We start from the raw sequence: 16,074 nt of genomic DNA on the forward strand, positions 1-16,074 counted from the left end.
GCAACAGCGTCCTGCCAACCGACCGGGAATATTTGCCATGACTGTCCTGACACGCTTGCACACCGCGACCGATAAACCGCACGTGATGAACGGCGGCGGGAACGTCCGCCAGATATATGACGCGTTGTTGCGTGATGATAATCCCCAAGACCTCGCACAGGCGTTCCTGCAGGAGCAACTGCAACACGCCGCGCAGCTTTCCGATTCCCTGCCCGAAGACCCCATGACCTGGCATGCCTGGGTAGCCGAACATTGCGCCGACGTTGCCAGCCAATACTCAGACTATCTGCAACAGCGCAAGGCCGGTGGGCCACGGCAGTTCTTCCGTGGCAAGGCGCAGGCGCTGTATTTCCTGCAAGCGGTGGCACCGACCAAACTGGTTGATGGTGCCTGGCTTTCTGGCCTGTTGCCGCGTTGGCGGGACCCGCGTTTCCAAGGCTTGCTGCGCACTTTTCTGGAAGAACTGGGCGATGGCAATCCGGCGCAGAATCATGTGGTGATCTACCGCAAACTGCTCGCTGAACACGACTTGCAGGACAGCAGTGCCATCGATGATCAACGCTACCTGCAAGGCGCAATACAGCTGGCCCTCGGTGTCTGTGGCGCGGATTACCTGCCCGAGGTGATCGGCTACAACCTCGGTTATGAACAACTGCCGTTGCACTTGTTGATCAGCAGTTACGAACTCAGTGAACTGGGGATCGATCCGTACTACTTCACCCTGCATGTGACCATCGACAATGCCAGCACCGGCCATGCGCAGAAAGCCGTGCAGGCAGCGCTCGATCTACTGCCGCTTGAGGCCGATCGCGGCGAATTTCTGCGCCGGGTCGCGCTGGGCTATCGGCTCAACGATCTGGGGCAGGGCAGTCGCGCGATCATCGAAGGGTTCGACCTTGAGCACGAGTTGCTGGCGATGCTCGAGCGCAAATGTCCGTTCGCCCAGCATATGCATTCCGATTACTGCCGTTTCGAAGGGCAGACCGTCAATCAGTGGCTGGCTGCACCGGAACAATTACCCGGATTCCTCCAGGCGTTGCAGAACAAAGGCTGGATCAAACGCCACGAAGACCCGCAGGCCAGTCGCTTTTGGCAACTGATCGCGGGCGACGGTGCGGCGATGTTTGGCGTATTCAATGCCTACGAGAAACAACTGGTGCACGACTGGATTGCGGGTGACTGGACCTCTTCGGATAAAACCAAACCCGTTCGACGGCACAGTCAGGCCGCAGCGGTCATCGAAGGGCTTGAACAAGATCCCGACGTACAGGCGCTCAACGCGGCGCTGCAAGGCCAGGACGAGCTGGCGCAGATCGCGATTCTGATCCCGTGGCTTGCGCCGGCGCGCCATGCACACCCCGCCGGACTGCTCGCCACCCGTCGGTTTATTGAACTCAAATCCCGCTTGCCGTAAGGACATCACCGATGAATCAGGAAGAGCAACTCTGCCCCAACGATCTTGTGCTGCTGCAACTGGGCCGGCGTTTGTTGGCAGACGGCTATCGGTTTGTTACGCCGACGCCGTTGACCCATCAGCGGGTCAATCAGCGTGACGAGGGCCAGATGGCCGACTCTTTGCGCGACGTTTTTGGCTGGTCGCGGCCGTTCGCACCGGGGTTGTTGTCGGCCGATGAACAGCGGCAACTGCAAGACGCGCAGGTCATTGATAGTTACGAAGGCCACCTGAAGAGTCGCGTGCGCTGGTCGAGTCTGGATGATCTGCTGTTCGTGCATTCGGCGTTCCCCACCGACGCGGCCGACGCGGTATTTTTCGGCCCGGACACCTATCGTTTCGCGCAATTGATTCACGCTCACTTGCAGCAGAACTTCGCGCCCATCCATCGCGCGGTGGATATCGGTTGTGGTGCGGGCGTCGGGGCGATTCTGATCGGCCGTGCCCGTCGCGAGGCGCAAGTGCTGGCGCTGGACATCAACCCCGCAGCGCTGCGCCTGACTTCGATCAACGCCGCACTGGCGGAGGTTGCCAACGTCGAAGTGCACGCCAGTGACCTTCTGCAGGGTGCCGAGGGCGAGTTCGATCTGATTGTTGCCAACCCACCGTACATGGCCGATCCGGCAGAGCGCGCTTATCGTCACGGTGGCGGGACGCTGGGGGCGGGGCTGTCGCTGCGCATTGTCGAGCAGGCGTTGAATCGACTGGCACCCGGCGGCTCGCTGTTGCTCTACACCGGTGTGGCGATGGTCGATGGTCGCGATCCGTTTCTCGACACCGTGCTGCCACGACTGGATGAAAAGCGCTTCGGCTGGACGTACCGCGAACTCGATCCGGATGTCTTCGGCGAAGAACTGCTCAACCCCGGTTATCAACGGGTAGACCGAATCGCCGTGGTGGCGCTGACGGTGACCCGAATCGGCTGAAAAAAGGCAGGCACGCGATGAACAGGAACCTCGACGACTACAACCGCATGCGCGACTTTTCGGCGACGTCAGAACCGGCGGCCGTCAAACGTTCGGGGCGCAAATCCGCCACCGAGCACGCCTTGCAGTTCTGCATCCAGAAGCACGACGCTTCGCACCTGCATTACGACTTTCGCCTGGAACTCGATGGCGCCTTAAAAAGCTGGGCGGTGCCGAAGGGGCCGTCACTCGACCCCAAGGTCAAGCGGCTGGCGGTGCATGTCGAGGATCATCCGCTGGATTACGCGACGTTCGAGGGCAGTATTCCCGAAGGGCATTACGGTGCCGGCGATGTGATTGTCTGGGATCGTGGCGTGTGGATACCGCAGGAAGATCCGCACAAGGCCTACGCCAAGGGCAAGCTCAAGTTTGAGCTGCAGGGCGAGAAGCTCGGCGGCATCTGGAACCTGGTGCGCACGCACATGCCGGGCAAGAAAGAGCAATGGTTTCTGATCAAGCATCAGGACGGCGCCGCGCGGCCGCAGGATGATTACGACGTGCTGGTGGCCGAACCGGACAGTGTGCTGAGCGAGCGCACCATCGTCGGCAAACCCAAACTGGCCGCCGAGCAAAGCAAACCGCTAAACAAGCCTGCGGCGAAAACCCGCAAACCTGCGAGCGGCAAGCTCACTGGCGCACACAAGGCCAAACTGCCGGCACAAATCAAGCCGGAGCTGGCCACCTTGGTCGATAGCGCGCCCGAAGGGCAGTGGAGCTACGAAATCAAATTCGACGGCTACCGGATCATGGCGCGCATTGACCATGATCAGGTGCAGCTGTTTACCCGCAACGGTCACGACTGGACGCACAAACTGCCGCAACAGGCTGAGGCGCTGGCCGCGCTGGGATTGGAGTCAGCGTGGCTTGACGGCGAGATGGTCGTCGCCAATGAACAAGGCGTGCCGGATTTTCAGGCCCTGCAAAATGCTTTCGAGGCCGGGCGCAGCGGCAACATCCTCTACTACCTGTTTGATCTGCCGTATCTCAACGGGGTCGACCTGCGTGAAGTGCCGGTCGAGGAACGTCGCGCCGCATTGGCCACGGTGCTTGGCAGCCATGAGCAACCGTTGTTGCGCTTCTCCGAAGCCTTTGACGAAACGCCGGACGCGTTGCTCAACAGTGCCTGTCAGATGCAGATGGAAGGCCTGATCGGCAAACGCCTTGGCTCGCCGTATGTGTCGCGACGCAGCGGCGACTGGATCAAGCTCAAATGCAAGCATCGCCAGGAGTTCGTGATCGTCGGTTACACCGATCCGAAAGGTTCGCGCAGTGCGTTCGGCGCCTTGTTGCTGGGGCTGCATGATCGCGACAGCGGCGAGTTGCGCTATGCCGGCAAGGTCGGCACTGGTTTCAACGAGTCGACGTTGAAAAGCATTCTGGCGCAACTCAAACCCTTGCAGGTGAAGCAAGCCGCTGTGGTCAATCCGCCCAGCGGTTTCGAGGTCAAAGGCGTGCACTGGCTCAAGCCGAAACTGCTGGCGGAAGTCGCGTTTGCCGAAATGACCAAGGACGGTTCGGTGCGCCACGCCGTGTTCCATGGTCTGCGCGATGACAAGCCGGCCAGGGACATCACTGAGGAGCGAGCGAAACCGGTGAAGACTGCAGAGAAGAAACCCGCCGCGAAAAAAACCACGAAAAAAGCCCCGGCGAGCAATGCCGAGAGCGCGCCATCGCAGCTCGGACTGGCCAGCGGCAAGGTGCGCATCACCCACCCGGATCGCGTGATCGACGCGGTCAGTGGCACCACCAAAATGCAACTCGCCGAGTATTACGCCAGCGTCGCCGAATGGATCCTGCCGCAACTCAAGGAGCGCCCGGTGGCACTGGTGCGCGCGCCAGACGGCATCGCCGGCGAGTTGTTCTTCCAGAAGAACGCCGAACGCTTGGCGATCCCCGGTATCGCTACGCTGGACAAGGACGTCACCGGACAACCGGTGATGCTGATCAACAACGCCGAAGCGCTGATTGGCGCGGTGCAGATGAGCACCGTCGAGCTGCACACCTGGAACGCCACCACCGTCGATCTGGACAAGCCTGACCGCTTCGTTCTCGACCTCGACCCGGACCCGGCGCTGCCCTGGAAAAGCATGGTCGAAGCGACAGCGCTGACGCTGACTGTGCTCGATGAACTGGGATTGAAAGCGTTCCTTAAAACCAGTGGCGGCAAGGGCATTCATCTGGTGGTGCCATTGACCCGCAAACTCGGCTGGGATGAGGTCAAGGACTTCAGCCACGCCATCGTCAGCCACATGGCCAAGCTGTTGCCAGACCGCTTTTCGGCGGTGTCCGGGCCAAAGAACCGTGTCGGGCGGATCTTCATCGATTACCTGCGCAACGGTCTGGGCGCCACCACCATCTGCGCTTACGCCGCGCGCACCCGCGAAGGTCTGCCGGTGTCGGTGCCGCTGTTTCGCGAGGAAGTCGCCGAGATCAAGGGCGCAAATCAATGGAACGTGCACAACGTTCACGAGCGTCTGGCGGAGGTCGGCGACGCGCCATGGGCCGAGATGAAGAAAACCCGGCAGAGCATCACCGCCGAGATGCGCAAACGGGTCGGGCTGAAAAAGTGATCAGGTGTCGCGCAGCAAGTCGTGGGCGTTGAGCAGTTCGAAGGCGATTTCGGGATGGTTTTCCAAGCCGCGACGAATGGCGGTGGGGATGGCCGCGCGCGTCTTGCGGCAAAGGCCCGGCAACTCTTCGATCTGAATGGCAATGCCGCGCATGGTGCGCACTTCGTTAAAACCGGGAGCGACCTCGACGCGCAATCCCAGTTGTTCATACATGCGTTGTTGCAGGTGTTCGAGATCGGCAAGGTCTTTGAGTTTTTCCAGCCGCGCCAGCAGGACTTTCTCCTCCTCGCGGGTCAGGCGCAGGATGCGCAAATCCGCGCCGGGTGTCTCCAGCAACGGATCGCGCCCGCAAATGCAGGCGCCGGGCGGGCAGGGTGAGCGCAAAGGCGCGGAAGTCGTCATGGCCTCCATCATAGAGGCCGTCGGACAGTTTTGCCTATGCGCCGTCAGCGGCCGTCCATCGGCTGCTTCATCCGTGACAGCTACTGATTCAGGCCTTCGTAATGCACCAGAATCGCGTTGGCGAGATCTTCATCACTGGCGTTCAGGCCAGGATTGTCCTGGCGAACCTGTTGCAGCACCGACTCAAGATAAACCCCACGAATGGCCCCGCCACTGGCGACAAATGCAGACAAGTCGTCACGGGCCGGAATCACCATTTTGTGATCCTTGAAGGTCGAGTACAGCGACGCGGAGACACCGGCCGAGGTGGCGACATCTCCGGCATCGACTTTGGCCAGAGCGGAACCAACGGGCAGGCATAGGAGTAAAGAAGAAACGAGCACTAACTTGCGCATGACGGTGTTCCTCCACAAGCGCGAAGCAAAAAGGGAAGGACTACATAATGTGAGAGGGGCGCGGCGGGCGGGAGTTCCGTGGGGCAGGAAAGTCTGCGTTATTGCAAAACAGACGCGGGCAACGCGATTACGGGTTGCCCGGCCTTCAGACGGCGACGGCTCAGATCACCCCGCAGGCCATGCGATCACCGCCACCGCCCAGCGGTTTGGGCATGTCAGCGTGGTTGTCGCCACCGGCATGGATCATCAGCGCATGGCCCTTGATCTCGGCGATCTTTTTCAGGCGCGGCGCCAGTACCGGGTAGTTGGCGATGCCGTCAGCGGTCACGTAAACCGCTGGCAAGTCGCCCAGATGGCCGTCGGCGTAAGGGCCGAGATGCTTGCCGGTTTTCTGTGGATCGAAATGCCCGCCAGCGGCCAGTGCAGCGCCTTTCACGCCATCCTTCATCGCGGCTTCGCAACTGCCGTTCTCATGGACGTGGAAGCCATGGATGCCGGCCGGCAGGGACTTCAGATCCGGGGTGAACAACAGGCCATACGCGGTTTCGCTGATGGTGACCGAGCCGATCGCTTGCGGCGCACCGTCGGCGCTGACCAGATTGATGGCGACTTTTTCCGTCGCCGCCTGTGCGCTGCCGATGGCCAAAGTGCCAAGCAGACCCAACCACAATACGCGTTTCATAGGCGTCTCCTTTTGCTGCATGAGTGTTCAGAACGGCGGACTCAATAGCCTGCCGGCATTAACCGGCGATGAAGGCGTTGTACGCCTGCGTTGCAAAGTGAGACTTGCCGCTCATTGCGAAAGTTTTGCGGCATTTGGCTGTCATGCCGACACCTGCTGACACGCTCTGGCACGGCAGACCTGCGCAAATAGGCTTAACTGAAGGTCTGACAGGCGTTTGCAGGCATGGCCAAGGAGGAAACCCCGGTGTCGATCAAACTGCGTTTAGTGTTGCTGATTGTGACAAGTCTGCTGACGGCAGTGATCGTGAGTCTGGTCAGTTACGTCGGCAACCAGCGGATGGCTGCAGCGGTCAGCGACAACGCGGTCAGCATGAGCGCGCTGCGCAACCACATGGAAGCCGACATGATGCACGACGCCCTGCGCGCCGATGTCTATTCGGCCATGTTGGTCGGGCTGGGCAAAAGCACCAGCACGGCGACCGAGGTGCGCGAGTCGATTGACGAGCACGCGGGGCACTTTCGCGAAGTGCTCGATGAGAACCTCAAATTGCCGATCAATGCTGCATTGCGTACAGCGCTGGAGCAGATAAAACCGAGTCTCGACATCTACATCAATGCGGGCGAGCGGATTGTCGGCCTGGCGCTCGATAATCCGGATACCGCGCAACAGGAACTCGGTTCGTTCAATACCGCATTCGGCCAACTTGAAGAGCAGATGGCTGCGTTAAGTGAACTGATCGAAACCAATACCCGGCAGACCAGCGCAGGTACCGAAGCCGCCATCCGCAATGCCAATATTGCGCTTGGTGTGGTGTTGCTTGCCGGTCTGCTGCTGCTATTGGTGGAGGGACGCTGGGTGATACGCAGCATCATGGGGCCACTGAAAACCGCCAGCCGCATCGCCGACAGCATCGCTCACGGCAACCTCGGCGAACCCATCGCCGAGCCGTCCGGCAAGGATGAAGCGAGTGCGCTGATTCGCACCTTGGCGACCATGCAGCGCGATCTGCGCAACATGATCGACGTGGTGCGACGCAACGCTCACGGCGTCAGCGGCATGAGCGCACGACTCAGTCAGGGCTGCCATCAGGTTGCCGACAGCAGCCAGCAACAAAGTGTCGCCGCCGGCACCATGGCCGCCGCCGCCAGCCAGATGACCGCGAGCATCGAGGAAATCACCCGTCACGCCGAACGAGCCCTGAGCATGGCCAATCAAGCCGAAACCCTGGCGAAAGAGGGCGGTGGGGTGATTCATCAAGTGGTCAGCGACATGGACGATATCGCGCGCTCGGCGCAACAGTCGGCACAGGTCATCCGCACACTGGATCAGGAATCCGAAGCCATTTTCAACATCATTCAGGTGATCAAGAGCATTGCCGACCAGACCAATCTGCTGGCGCTCAATGCCGCCATTGAAGCGGCTCGTGCCGGCGAGCAGGGCAGGGGCTTTGCGGTGGTCGCGGACGAAGTGCGCAGTCTGGCGGCGCGCACCAGCGCCTCGACCCAGGAAATCGCCGCGATGGTCGCACGCATTCAGCACAGCACCCGCGAGGCGGTCAGCAGCATGGAGGCAGGTGTTGCACAGGTCGACAAGGGCATGGCGGTGACGGCTGATGTCGAGCGCGCCATCCGCGAAATCCTCGAGGCGACGTTGAGCACGACACAACTGGTCAACGACATCACCCGCACGATTGGCGAGCAGAGCCAGGCCAGTAACGAGATTGCCCATCAGGTGGAAATGATCGCGGGGATGTCCGAGGGCAACAGCCGGGTGATCGGGCAAACGGCGAATACCACCGATGAGCTGTCGAGCCTGGCGGGGCAGTTGGCGCAATCGGTGGATCGGTTTCGGTTGTGATAGCCGTTGGGTCAAATGCGGTTTCGGTGTCTGAACAGGCCTCATCGCTGGCAAGCCAGCTCCCACAGTGGGCGGTGGTGTAAACACAATTGCATTCACAACATCGAACCCTGTGGGAGCGGGCTTGCCCGCGAAGAGGCCGGCACAATCAACATCCATTCAGGCTAGATCACTGGCCTCAAAACTTGAACGCCTGCCGCCCCACCAGCAACCACTTGCCATCCTGCTTCTGCCAGATCTGAAAGTTCTCGATCTCGGTCGGTATCACCTCAGTGCCCTTCAACGCCTGCGCGGAAAAGTGGTGACGCACCAGCGCGGTATCGCCTGAGAGGGTGATGGTCTGCTTCTGCATCTCGAGGGTCTTGAAGGCGCTTCTGCCGGTCTCGATGTCGGCGATGAATTCCTTCTTGTCCTGAATCTTGCCGCTGGAGTGGCCGTAAGTCAGGTTGGGTGCGGTGAGCGCGTTCAGGTCGGCGATGTCCTTGTGCAGCATCGCCTGGGTCAGATGGTCTACCGCTTGGGCGACATCTTTTTCCGCGGGGGCCGATGCGGCCATGGCGTAACCGTTGAAGGCACAGAGAAAACCTATCAGCAGTCGGGTCTTGGTCATTGCGATTGTTTCCTTGTTGTTATGGAGGTGACGACTTATTTGTCAGTCGTCGTACAACCTAGCAGATATTGCTTGAGTAAGGCACTGCAGAAAAACGCCTGATCGCGGGACAACTACACTTGAATGCTGGAGGGTTTGAGTCGACGCACCGATCAGAGGGTCATGTTCAGCGTTTGGCGGCCGATAAGTCCCTGAGCGGAAAAAGACTCTCAAGTCGGGAACAGACGCGCGGGTTTGCCCTGACGTGATATTCTTCGCGCCAACTTGGTTTGACCTAATTCGGTTTGCTTGCCTTCGGGCGGGCTGACGGAATCCCTGTCGCTCAAGCAGCTGAAGCCAATAATGATAAGAAGTCAGTTCAGAAGGGACATTAACTGAGGTCGATGCAGGATGTCGGCCTTGTGTGCCCACCCGTCAAAATTGAAGTGTGCCGGAATCCGCGACGCTAGCCTGAGCGTCATCAAAGCGGATCGCATGCAGATAACAGCGGCGGGCGGAAGGCGTTTTATCATAGGTGCAACAGATGTTTAAAAAAGTGAACACAGCCCTGCTGGGTCTGGCTTTGGCGATGGGGATGACATCCGCCAATGCTGACGAAGCAAAGAAAGTCGACGTTCTGCTGATCGGCGGCGGCATCATGAGCACCACCCTCGGTGTGTGGATCAATGAGCTGGAGCCAAGCTGGTCGATGGAAATGGTCGAGCGCCTTGACGGCGTCGCCCTCGAAAGCTCCAACGGCTGGAACAACGCCGGTACCGGTCACTCGGCTCTGGCCGAGCTGAACTACACCCCGGAAGACGACAAAGGCAACGTAACGATCCCGAAAGCCGTCGAGATCAACGAAGCGTTCCAGGTCTCCCGTCAGTTCTGGGCCTGGCAGGTTCAGCAAGGCGTTCTGAAGAACCCTCGCTCGTTCATCAACACCACGCCGCACATGAGCTTCGTGTGGGGCGATGACAACATCAAGTTCCTGAAAAAGCGCTACGAAGCCCTGCAAGCGAGCCCGCTGTTCGCCGGCATGCAGTACTCCGAAGACCCGGCTGTGATCAAGAAGTGGGTTCCGCTGATGATGGAAGGGCGTGACCCGAACCAGAAAATCGCGGCCACCTGGAGCCCGCTGGGTACCGACATGAACTTCGGCGAAATCACCCGCCAGTTCGCTGCCCATCTGCAGACCAAGCCTAACTTCGATCTGAAACTGTCGAGCGAAGTGCAGGACATCACCAAGAACGCCGATGGCACTTGGCGCGTCAGCTACAAAAACCTGAAAGACGGCACCAAAACCGAAACCGATGCCAAGTTCGTGTTCATCGGCGCGGGCGGCGGTGCACTGCACCTGCTGCAGAAGTCTGGCATTCCTGAAGCCAAGGAATACGGTGGCTTCCCGGTAGGTGGCTCGTTCCTGGTGACCGATAACCCGGCCATCGCTGAACAGCACTTGGCCAAGGCCTACGGTAAAGCTTCGGTTGGCTCGCCACCGATGTCGGTTCCGCACCTGGACACCCGTGTTCTGGACGGCAAGCGCGTCATCCTGTTTGGCCCATTCGCGACCTTCAGCACCAAGTTCCTCAAGGAAGGTTCGTACCTGGACCTGTTGACCAGCACCACCACCCACAACATCTGGCCAATGACCAAGGTCGGCATCAAGGAATACCCGCTGGTCGAGTACCTGGCCGGTCAACAGATGCTGTCGGATGAAGACCGCATGAACGCGCTGAAGGAATACTTCCCGAACGCCAAAGCCGAAGACTGGCGCCTGTGGCAGGCCGGCCAACGCGTGCAAATCATCAAGCGTGATGAAGCCGCTGGCGGCGTGCTGAAACTGGGCACCGAAATCGTCGCTGCACAAGACGGCTCCATCGCCGGCCTGCTGGGCGCATCGCCAGGCGCGTCGACCGCTGCACCGATCATGCTGAGCGTGCTGCAGAAAGTCTTCAAAGACAAAGTGGCCAGCCCGGAATGGCAAGCCAAACTGCACCAGATCGTTCCAAGCTACGGCACCCAGCTGAACAGCGATCCAGCCAAAGTGGCTGCAGAGTGGGCTTACACCGCCAAGATCCTCGAACTGCCGACACCTCCAGTGATCGGTCAGGTAGCAGCTCCGGCCGCACCTGCAGCTGAAAAAGCTGAAGCACCGAAGGAAAACGCTGCACGTGACATGGCTCTGTAACTAGACGCCTGACACACAAAGCCCACTGAACCGGCGACGGTCAGTGGGCTTTTTTGTGGACCCGATAGCTGAATGACCTGGAACGGATTGGAGTGGGTTGGATATCCATCATTATCCGTTCGACGGTTAAGAGCTTGTCATGTGGAGCGGACTGGATCTTGAACATCATGAAATTGGAAGGTTTCATTGTTTTCTATGGGTAGACAGGATCTGTAACGTACCACTGTGAATAGATCGCCGCCGTTCCTGTTCTATCTCCTCTGTCTTTTTTGCAAAGATCGCAAATACAGGTGAATTTGTGTTCCTGTTTAACTGGTTTTTCCACGAATCGGTTGGTGGTTCCGCCTGATTCTTCGACGGGTCGTTTCTCGCTTGGAGTGAGTCCATCGCCGTAAAAGTAATTTATTGCCATTTCTGAATCTCCCTGACTATTTGAATAAGCAGCCCGCTGAAAGCTCACGCTCTAGGCAAACTTCTCGACGTCGGAGCCAAGGCTAGTCTTCTTGGTTGTTACGTGAACCTGTAAAATCTGACAGGTTTTTATATCTTTTCCATTTAGGCTAATTGCGAATGAAAAGAATCGTAGATAAGTAATAGTGGGCTTTTTTGTGGGCACGCTTTGTATCTACCCCTGTAGGAACTGCCGAAGGCTCGGGCCGCGTTCGGCAGCTCCTGCACAGGTTATTCGGCGGTCAGGGTTTTGCGTTTGCCAGGTATGCACCAAGGCGCCGCCCCATTTCTTCGCCGAGGGCCTGCAACCCGCTCAATGGCCGCACCATCACTTCAAACTCGACAATCTTGCCATTCTCATCAAAGCGAATCATGTCGATGCCTTTGAGCTCCTTTGTCCCAACCTTGGCGCTGAATTCCAGAACCACGTTCAGACCATCGGCCGTTACCAGTTCACGGTGGTATTTGAAGTCTTCAAACACGTTGAACACGGTGTTGAGGATCATCGACACCACTTGCGCGCCGGGGTAAGGCGTGTGGGCCATGGGTGAGCGGAATACCGCGTTGGGGTCAAGCAGTTCGGGCAGGGCTTTGAGGTCGCCGGTGCGGATCATCTGGTGCCAGCGGTTCAGGGATTCGGCGACGTTGGGTTGCAGCTGCAGGTCGGTCATGTTCACTCCGGTTTTTTCTAGTTGTTCTCGCGGTGACCAAGACTCTAGAGCAAAGCGCGGCCAGGGCAACCTTGTCATGGCAACCTGAATATCACCCTATGAAAAGCCTATGTAGGAGCTGTCGAGTGAAACGAGGCTGCGATCTTTGAATTTCGTTTTTTAAGATCAAAAGATCGCAGCCTCGTTTCACTCGACAGCTCCTACAGGATCAGATGTGCATCTGATATGCATTTTTCATTGCAATCTGCCTCTGTAACCGGCGCAGTCATCGGCTCAAAATAACCCCGTAGTCCGGTCACTCGCGGCAATCCTTCATCCCGAAGCGTCCGGTGCACCGCAAGCTCGGCATTGAGGAGAGCAACATGAACAAAATGGCGTTTTTTCTGGGTGGATTTCTGACACTGACCATTCTGATCGGCTTGCTCGCGACCATTTCTCCGGTCTGAGCCTTCAACAGTTGAATATCGGGAAATAGCGCTCTTCACGTTTCTTGAAATGGATCGGCGCGGTATTGATCTTCTCACCGTTCAGGTAGAGCTCGGGCAAGGTCAGGATGAAGTCGCCCATATCCCCTTTGCCTAATGGGCTTCCGGGGTGCTGAACATCGCGTACTTCAGGGGCGCGCGGATCGAAGCCGGTTTTCAGACGTTCGATACTCACTTGATAGGTTTTTCCGTTGGCCAACTGCACGGTTGCCATCGGCGATGACGCGGTGATCCACAGCGGCACTTTGTCTGCTGTCTCGGATTGTCTTTGGGTGTGTAACGCACGTTTAGGCGAATGTTCCATATACAGTTGAGTGGAAAGTCGTACTTCGGTTTCGGCCACGGTCGCCCCCGGCGGCGAGGGCTCGCCTCCCGGCAATGAGACGTGAACCAGCAGGAAAACCCAGTTCAGCTCGTTTGATGTGGTTGTGAAACGCATCGCCGTCTGCGGTCCAGGGCAGGTCGGATAAAGGAGCGTCGGGCGACCTGCTGTTGATTCGGGATACATCAGCGGGCCGGCGCTGCAGGCGGCGAGCAAGGGGAACAGTAGACAGGCGAGACGTTTCAATCAGCCACTCCGTGATGGTTATTTTACCGCTAGGGGGCGAGACCGTATTGGCCAACTGCATCGGCCGACGGCCAGCCACTGACTCGCGCCGCTGGCCCGCCTGCGGGATCCGCCGGGTAAACAATCAAGGAATTCCCCGTACTGGTTTCGGCAATGAGCTTGCTCGCCGGGCCGAACATCGCGGCGCGCTCTTGCGCTGTGCAGGTCGGCAGGTAAACGCGCAGGACTCTGGGGTCGTAGAATCGAAACACCAGAAGGTTGCCATCCGGATCGGTCACCCGCAGCAGCGTGCGAAAGTGGCTGCGCAGGTCGTCCAGCGACACGTGCGCGGGGGCAATGACGAAGCTGCCCCAACTCTGCCCCCAGCCTTCCTCGAACAGTCGCCATGTATACGGCTGTTGCGGGTCGAGCTGCAGCAGATAAGGTGCTGCGGCCGACAGACTCGGGGCAAGTTCGCCCGCGTACAGGCAGGAAAATTCCGCGCCGCTGCTGCGCACCAGCGATTCGATGTGTGGGTCGCGGGCACCGTCCAGCAAGGCGTAGACCTTCGGCGCGTCAGGCTGCGTGCCCTGCGGCCAGAACTCGGCAGTCAACCATTCGTTGAGACTGGGACGAAACTGGCTCATCGGTTGCAGATCTCGCAAAAGGGCACGCCGCTTTTGGCGGCCGCTACCAGTGTTTGTGCCTGCATATTCTGTTGGATCAGTCGGGTTTCTGCAGCCGTCGCTGCAGCGGGCGCGGCGCCGGATGAAGGTGCTGCGAGCAGCTCCGCAGGCGTCGGCGTGTTGATCGGTGCCGCGCTGAGGCGTTTGCCGGCAGCATCGGCATCGGCGGGGGTCAAGGCGATTGGCAGTTTGATCGCGATTCCACTCCCCGAGCCCGGCGAGCCACCCGAGTTGGTTTTCACCTCGGCACCGCTGATGGTCACTCCGCCGGCATCAACCTTCACAAAACTGCCGCCAGCCTTGGCGGTAAGCTCCATGCCACCTTCGACCACAACCTTGGCGCCGGCGTGATAATGAATTTCGGTTCCGGCTTCGACAAACTGCGCCGTGCCGACCTTCAGGTGCCGGGTGACACCCACCGTCAGGTGGTCATCGACCCGCGTTTCCGTCTTGCGATCGAGATGGGTAATCCGATGCTCTTCAACCTTGAACTCGCTCAGCGTATTGGCTTCAACGGTGTCATGCCGTTCGTTGCCGACACGAATCTTTTGATCGTGCTCGATGTTTTCATCCCAATCGCGCTGGGCGTGGATGTAGATCTGCTCTACACCTTTCTTGTCTTCAATCCGGAACTCGTTGTAGCCCTTGCCGCCCGGTGAACTCAGGGTTTTGAAGGTGCTGCGGGTTTTGTTTGCCGGCAGGTCGTAGGGGACGACGTTTTCCTTGTGGTACAGGCAGCCGGTCACCAAGGGCTGGTCGGGATCGCCCTCGAGGAAGGTGACGAGGACTTCCATGCCGATGCGCGGGATGGCGATGCCGCCGTACGCGGCGCCGGCCCAGCCACTGGCGACGCGCATCCAGCAGGTGGTTTTGTCGTTGGACTGGCCTTCGCGATCCCAATGGAATTGCACCTTGATCCGGCCGTATTGGTCGCAGTGGATTTCTTCGCCTGCGGGGCCGGTGACCACAGCGGTCTGGCTGCCGAGCACTTTCGGTTTCGGGTGTTCGAGGGCAGGGCGGTAGTGCGCGTCCCACGGGGTGGCGAGGAAGCTGTTGCGGTAGCCCTGGTGGAAATCGCTTTTGTGGTCGGTGACGTCGCTGGTGACGTTTTCGCCGAGCACTTGCGGTTGTTTGCCTTCGTGGAAGACTTCCAGCAGCAGCCACAGGTCGTTCCATTCGGCGCGCGGGTGCTCGGCCAGGGTGAGGAAATGGCCGCTGGTCAGGGTCGGTTCGTCACCTTTGCCTTCGGCGAGTTTGTAGTCGCTGCGATGGCGTTCGAGGGCGCGGGTGGAGAGGAATTTGCCGCGCTCGCGGGTGGTGAAGCGGCCGGGGTAGTCGTAGTCCTCCAGATCCGGGGCGAAGTCGGATTTAACTGCGCCTTCGGGGAGGATTTTCGGTTTTTCGAAGTCGTAATCGCGGCGAGAAACGCGGGTGGTGCGGGTTTCCAGGCGCAGGTTGAAGCGCTTGATTACCGGTTTGTCGGCGCTCATGCCGGAATCTTGCTGGTAGCTCACCGCTTTGAGTTTGCGGAAAACCGTCTGGTCATCGCCGAACACCAGTTTGTGCCCGCTGCTACTGTGCTGGAAGTGAAAGTGAATGCCTTCCTCTTCGCACAGGCGCTGGATGAAGTGCAGGTCGGACTCGTCGTACTGCACGCAATAATCGCGCTGCGGGTACTCGGCGCTGAGCTGGAAATCGTAGGCGTCGGCGAGGATGCCGCGATCTTCCAGGACCTGGCCGATGATTTGCGGCACTGTCAGTTGCTGGAAAATCTGCTGATCGTGGTTGTGGCGCAGGTAGGCGAGTTGCGGCACCAGGCTGAGGCTGTAACGGGTCAGGGTCTTGCCGGAATCGCCTTGCTCGATGCGATAGACCAGGCCGTGGATCGTGCCTTCGCCGGTGGCGCCAAAGGTCAGCACGCCGGGCTTGTGCAGGAGTTCTTCGAGCTTCAGGTCGGGGCGGGCGCTGACCAGTTCAATATCGAAGCAGAAGGGGTGGTTGATGGCTTCGCGGCCAACGAAACTCAACACCTGCAGATCGCTGGCAACGCTTTCGAGCGAAAAGGTAATGTGGGTAGCGTTTGCGTCCAGCATGCCTGACTCCTTCCGTGGAAAAGCTTTGCCGATGG

13 protein-coding genes and 1 pseudogene are annotated in these 16,074 nt (G+C 59.2%); 6 read left to right on the forward strand and 8 right to left on the reverse strand.

The window, feature by feature from the left end; translation table 11 throughout:
- Nucleotides 1-37: 37 nt before the first annotated feature.
- The 3 genes from ACIPIZ_RS14990 to ligD are packed head-to-tail and all read left to right on the forward strand — an operon-like array spanning nucleotide 38 to nucleotide 4,988.
- Nucleotides 38-1,414 carry an iron-containing redox enzyme family protein gene (locus tag ACIPIZ_RS14990; RefSeq protein ID WP_253482811.1) on the forward strand — a complete coding sequence of 459 codons (1,377 nt, stop codon included), beginning with the start codon at nucleotides 38-40 and terminating at the stop codon, nucleotides 1,412-1,414.
- 11 nt (nucleotides 1,415-1,425) lie between these two features.
- A complete protein-coding gene (locus ACIPIZ_RS14995) occupies nucleotides 1,426-2,379 on the forward strand; it encodes a class I SAM-dependent methyltransferase (RefSeq protein WP_122853952.1) in 954 nt (317 codons plus the stop codon).
- Nucleotides 2,380-2,396: 17 nt separating this feature from the next.
- Nucleotides 2,397-4,988 carry a DNA ligase D gene (gene ligD / locus ACIPIZ_RS15000; protein WP_105709006.1) on the forward strand — a complete coding sequence of 864 codons (2,592 nt, stop codon included), beginning with the start codon at nucleotides 2,397-2,399 and terminating at the stop codon, nucleotides 4,986-4,988.
- Here ligD and ACIPIZ_RS15005 read toward each other — a convergent pair whose 3' ends face one another.
- From ACIPIZ_RS15005 to sodC, 3 genes are all read right to left on the reverse strand, one after another.
- A complete protein-coding gene (locus ACIPIZ_RS15005) occupies nucleotides 4,989-5,390 on the reverse strand; it encodes a hypothetical protein (protein WP_177431017.1) in 402 nt (133 codons plus the stop codon).
- Between the two features lie 80 nt (nucleotides 5,391-5,470).
- Complete coding sequence (locus ACIPIZ_RS15010; protein WP_008082402.1) at nucleotides 5,471-5,785, reverse strand: DUF2388 domain-containing protein; 315 nt, start codon at nucleotides 5,783-5,785, stop codon at nucleotides 5,471-5,473.
- A gap of 160 nt (nucleotides 5,786-5,945) precedes the next feature.
- Entirely contained in the window at nucleotides 5,946-6,467 is a 522-nt protein-coding gene (sodC, locus tag ACIPIZ_RS15015; RefSeq protein ID WP_064392689.1) for a superoxide dismutase family protein, read from the reverse strand.
- A gap of 225 nt (nucleotides 6,468-6,692) precedes the next feature.
- Between sodC and ACIPIZ_RS15020 the strand changes: the two are divergent.
- Nucleotides 6,693-7,469: pseudogene (locus ACIPIZ_RS15020) on the forward strand (MCP four helix bundle domain-containing protein); the annotation flags it as partial.
- Between the two features lie 132 nt (nucleotides 7,470-7,601).
- On the forward strand, nucleotides 7,602-8,327 hold the full coding sequence (locus ACIPIZ_RS15025; protein ID WP_371043887.1) for a methyl-accepting chemotaxis protein: 726 nt from the start codon (nucleotides 7,602-7,604) through the stop codon (nucleotides 8,325-8,327).
- Nucleotides 8,328-8,505: 178 nt separating this feature from the next.
- Here ACIPIZ_RS15025 and ACIPIZ_RS15030 read toward each other — a convergent pair whose 3' ends face one another.
- Complete coding sequence (locus tag ACIPIZ_RS15030) at nucleotides 8,506-8,937, reverse strand: nuclear transport factor 2 family protein (protein ID WP_401165889.1); 432 nt, start codon at nucleotides 8,935-8,937, stop codon at nucleotides 8,506-8,508.
- A 523-nt stretch (nucleotides 8,938-9,460) separates the two neighbouring features.
- On the opposite strand from ACIPIZ_RS15030, the gene mqo reads away from it, so the two are divergent.
- Nucleotides 9,461-11,107, forward strand: coding sequence for a malate dehydrogenase (quinone) (mqo, locus tag ACIPIZ_RS15035; RefSeq protein WP_401165891.1), 1,647 nt, complete (start codon nucleotides 9,461-9,463; stop codon nucleotides 11,105-11,107).
- Nucleotides 11,108-11,799: 692 nt separating this feature from the next.
- On the opposite strand, the gene ACIPIZ_RS15040 is transcribed toward mqo, so the two are convergent.
- From ACIPIZ_RS15040 to ACIPIZ_RS15055, 4 genes are all read right to left on the reverse strand, one after another.
- Nucleotides 11,800-12,228 (reverse strand): nuclear transport factor 2 family protein, encoded by a 429-nt coding sequence (locus ACIPIZ_RS15040; RefSeq protein WP_122661352.1) that lies wholly within the window; start codon nucleotides 12,226-12,228, stop codon nucleotides 11,800-11,802.
- 450 nt (nucleotides 12,229-12,678) lie between these two features.
- Nucleotides 12,679-13,281 carry a hypothetical protein gene (locus ACIPIZ_RS15045; RefSeq protein ID WP_105709003.1) on the reverse strand — a complete coding sequence of 201 codons (603 nt, stop codon included), beginning with the start codon at nucleotides 13,279-13,281 and terminating at the stop codon, nucleotides 12,679-12,681.
- Between the two features lie 29 nt (nucleotides 13,282-13,310).
- Nucleotides 13,311-13,907, reverse strand: coding sequence for a DUF4123 domain-containing protein (locus tag ACIPIZ_RS15050; RefSeq protein WP_105709002.1), 597 nt, complete (start codon nucleotides 13,905-13,907; stop codon nucleotides 13,311-13,313).
- Nucleotides 13,904-16,039 carry a type VI secretion system tip protein VgrG gene (locus ACIPIZ_RS15055; RefSeq protein ID WP_401165894.1) on the reverse strand — a complete coding sequence of 712 codons (2,136 nt, stop codon included), beginning with the start codon at nucleotides 16,037-16,039 and terminating at the stop codon, nucleotides 13,904-13,906. The genes ACIPIZ_RS15050 and ACIPIZ_RS15055 overlap by 4 nt, the downstream gene beginning before the upstream one ends.
- Between the last annotated feature and the right edge of the window lie 35 nt (nucleotides 16,040-16,074).

It is taken from the genome of Pseudomonas sp. NPDC087690 (genome assembly GCF_044743175.1).
In the GTDB taxonomy this organism is placed as follows: Bacteria; Pseudomonadota; Gammaproteobacteria; order Pseudomonadales; family Pseudomonadaceae; genus Aquipseudomonas.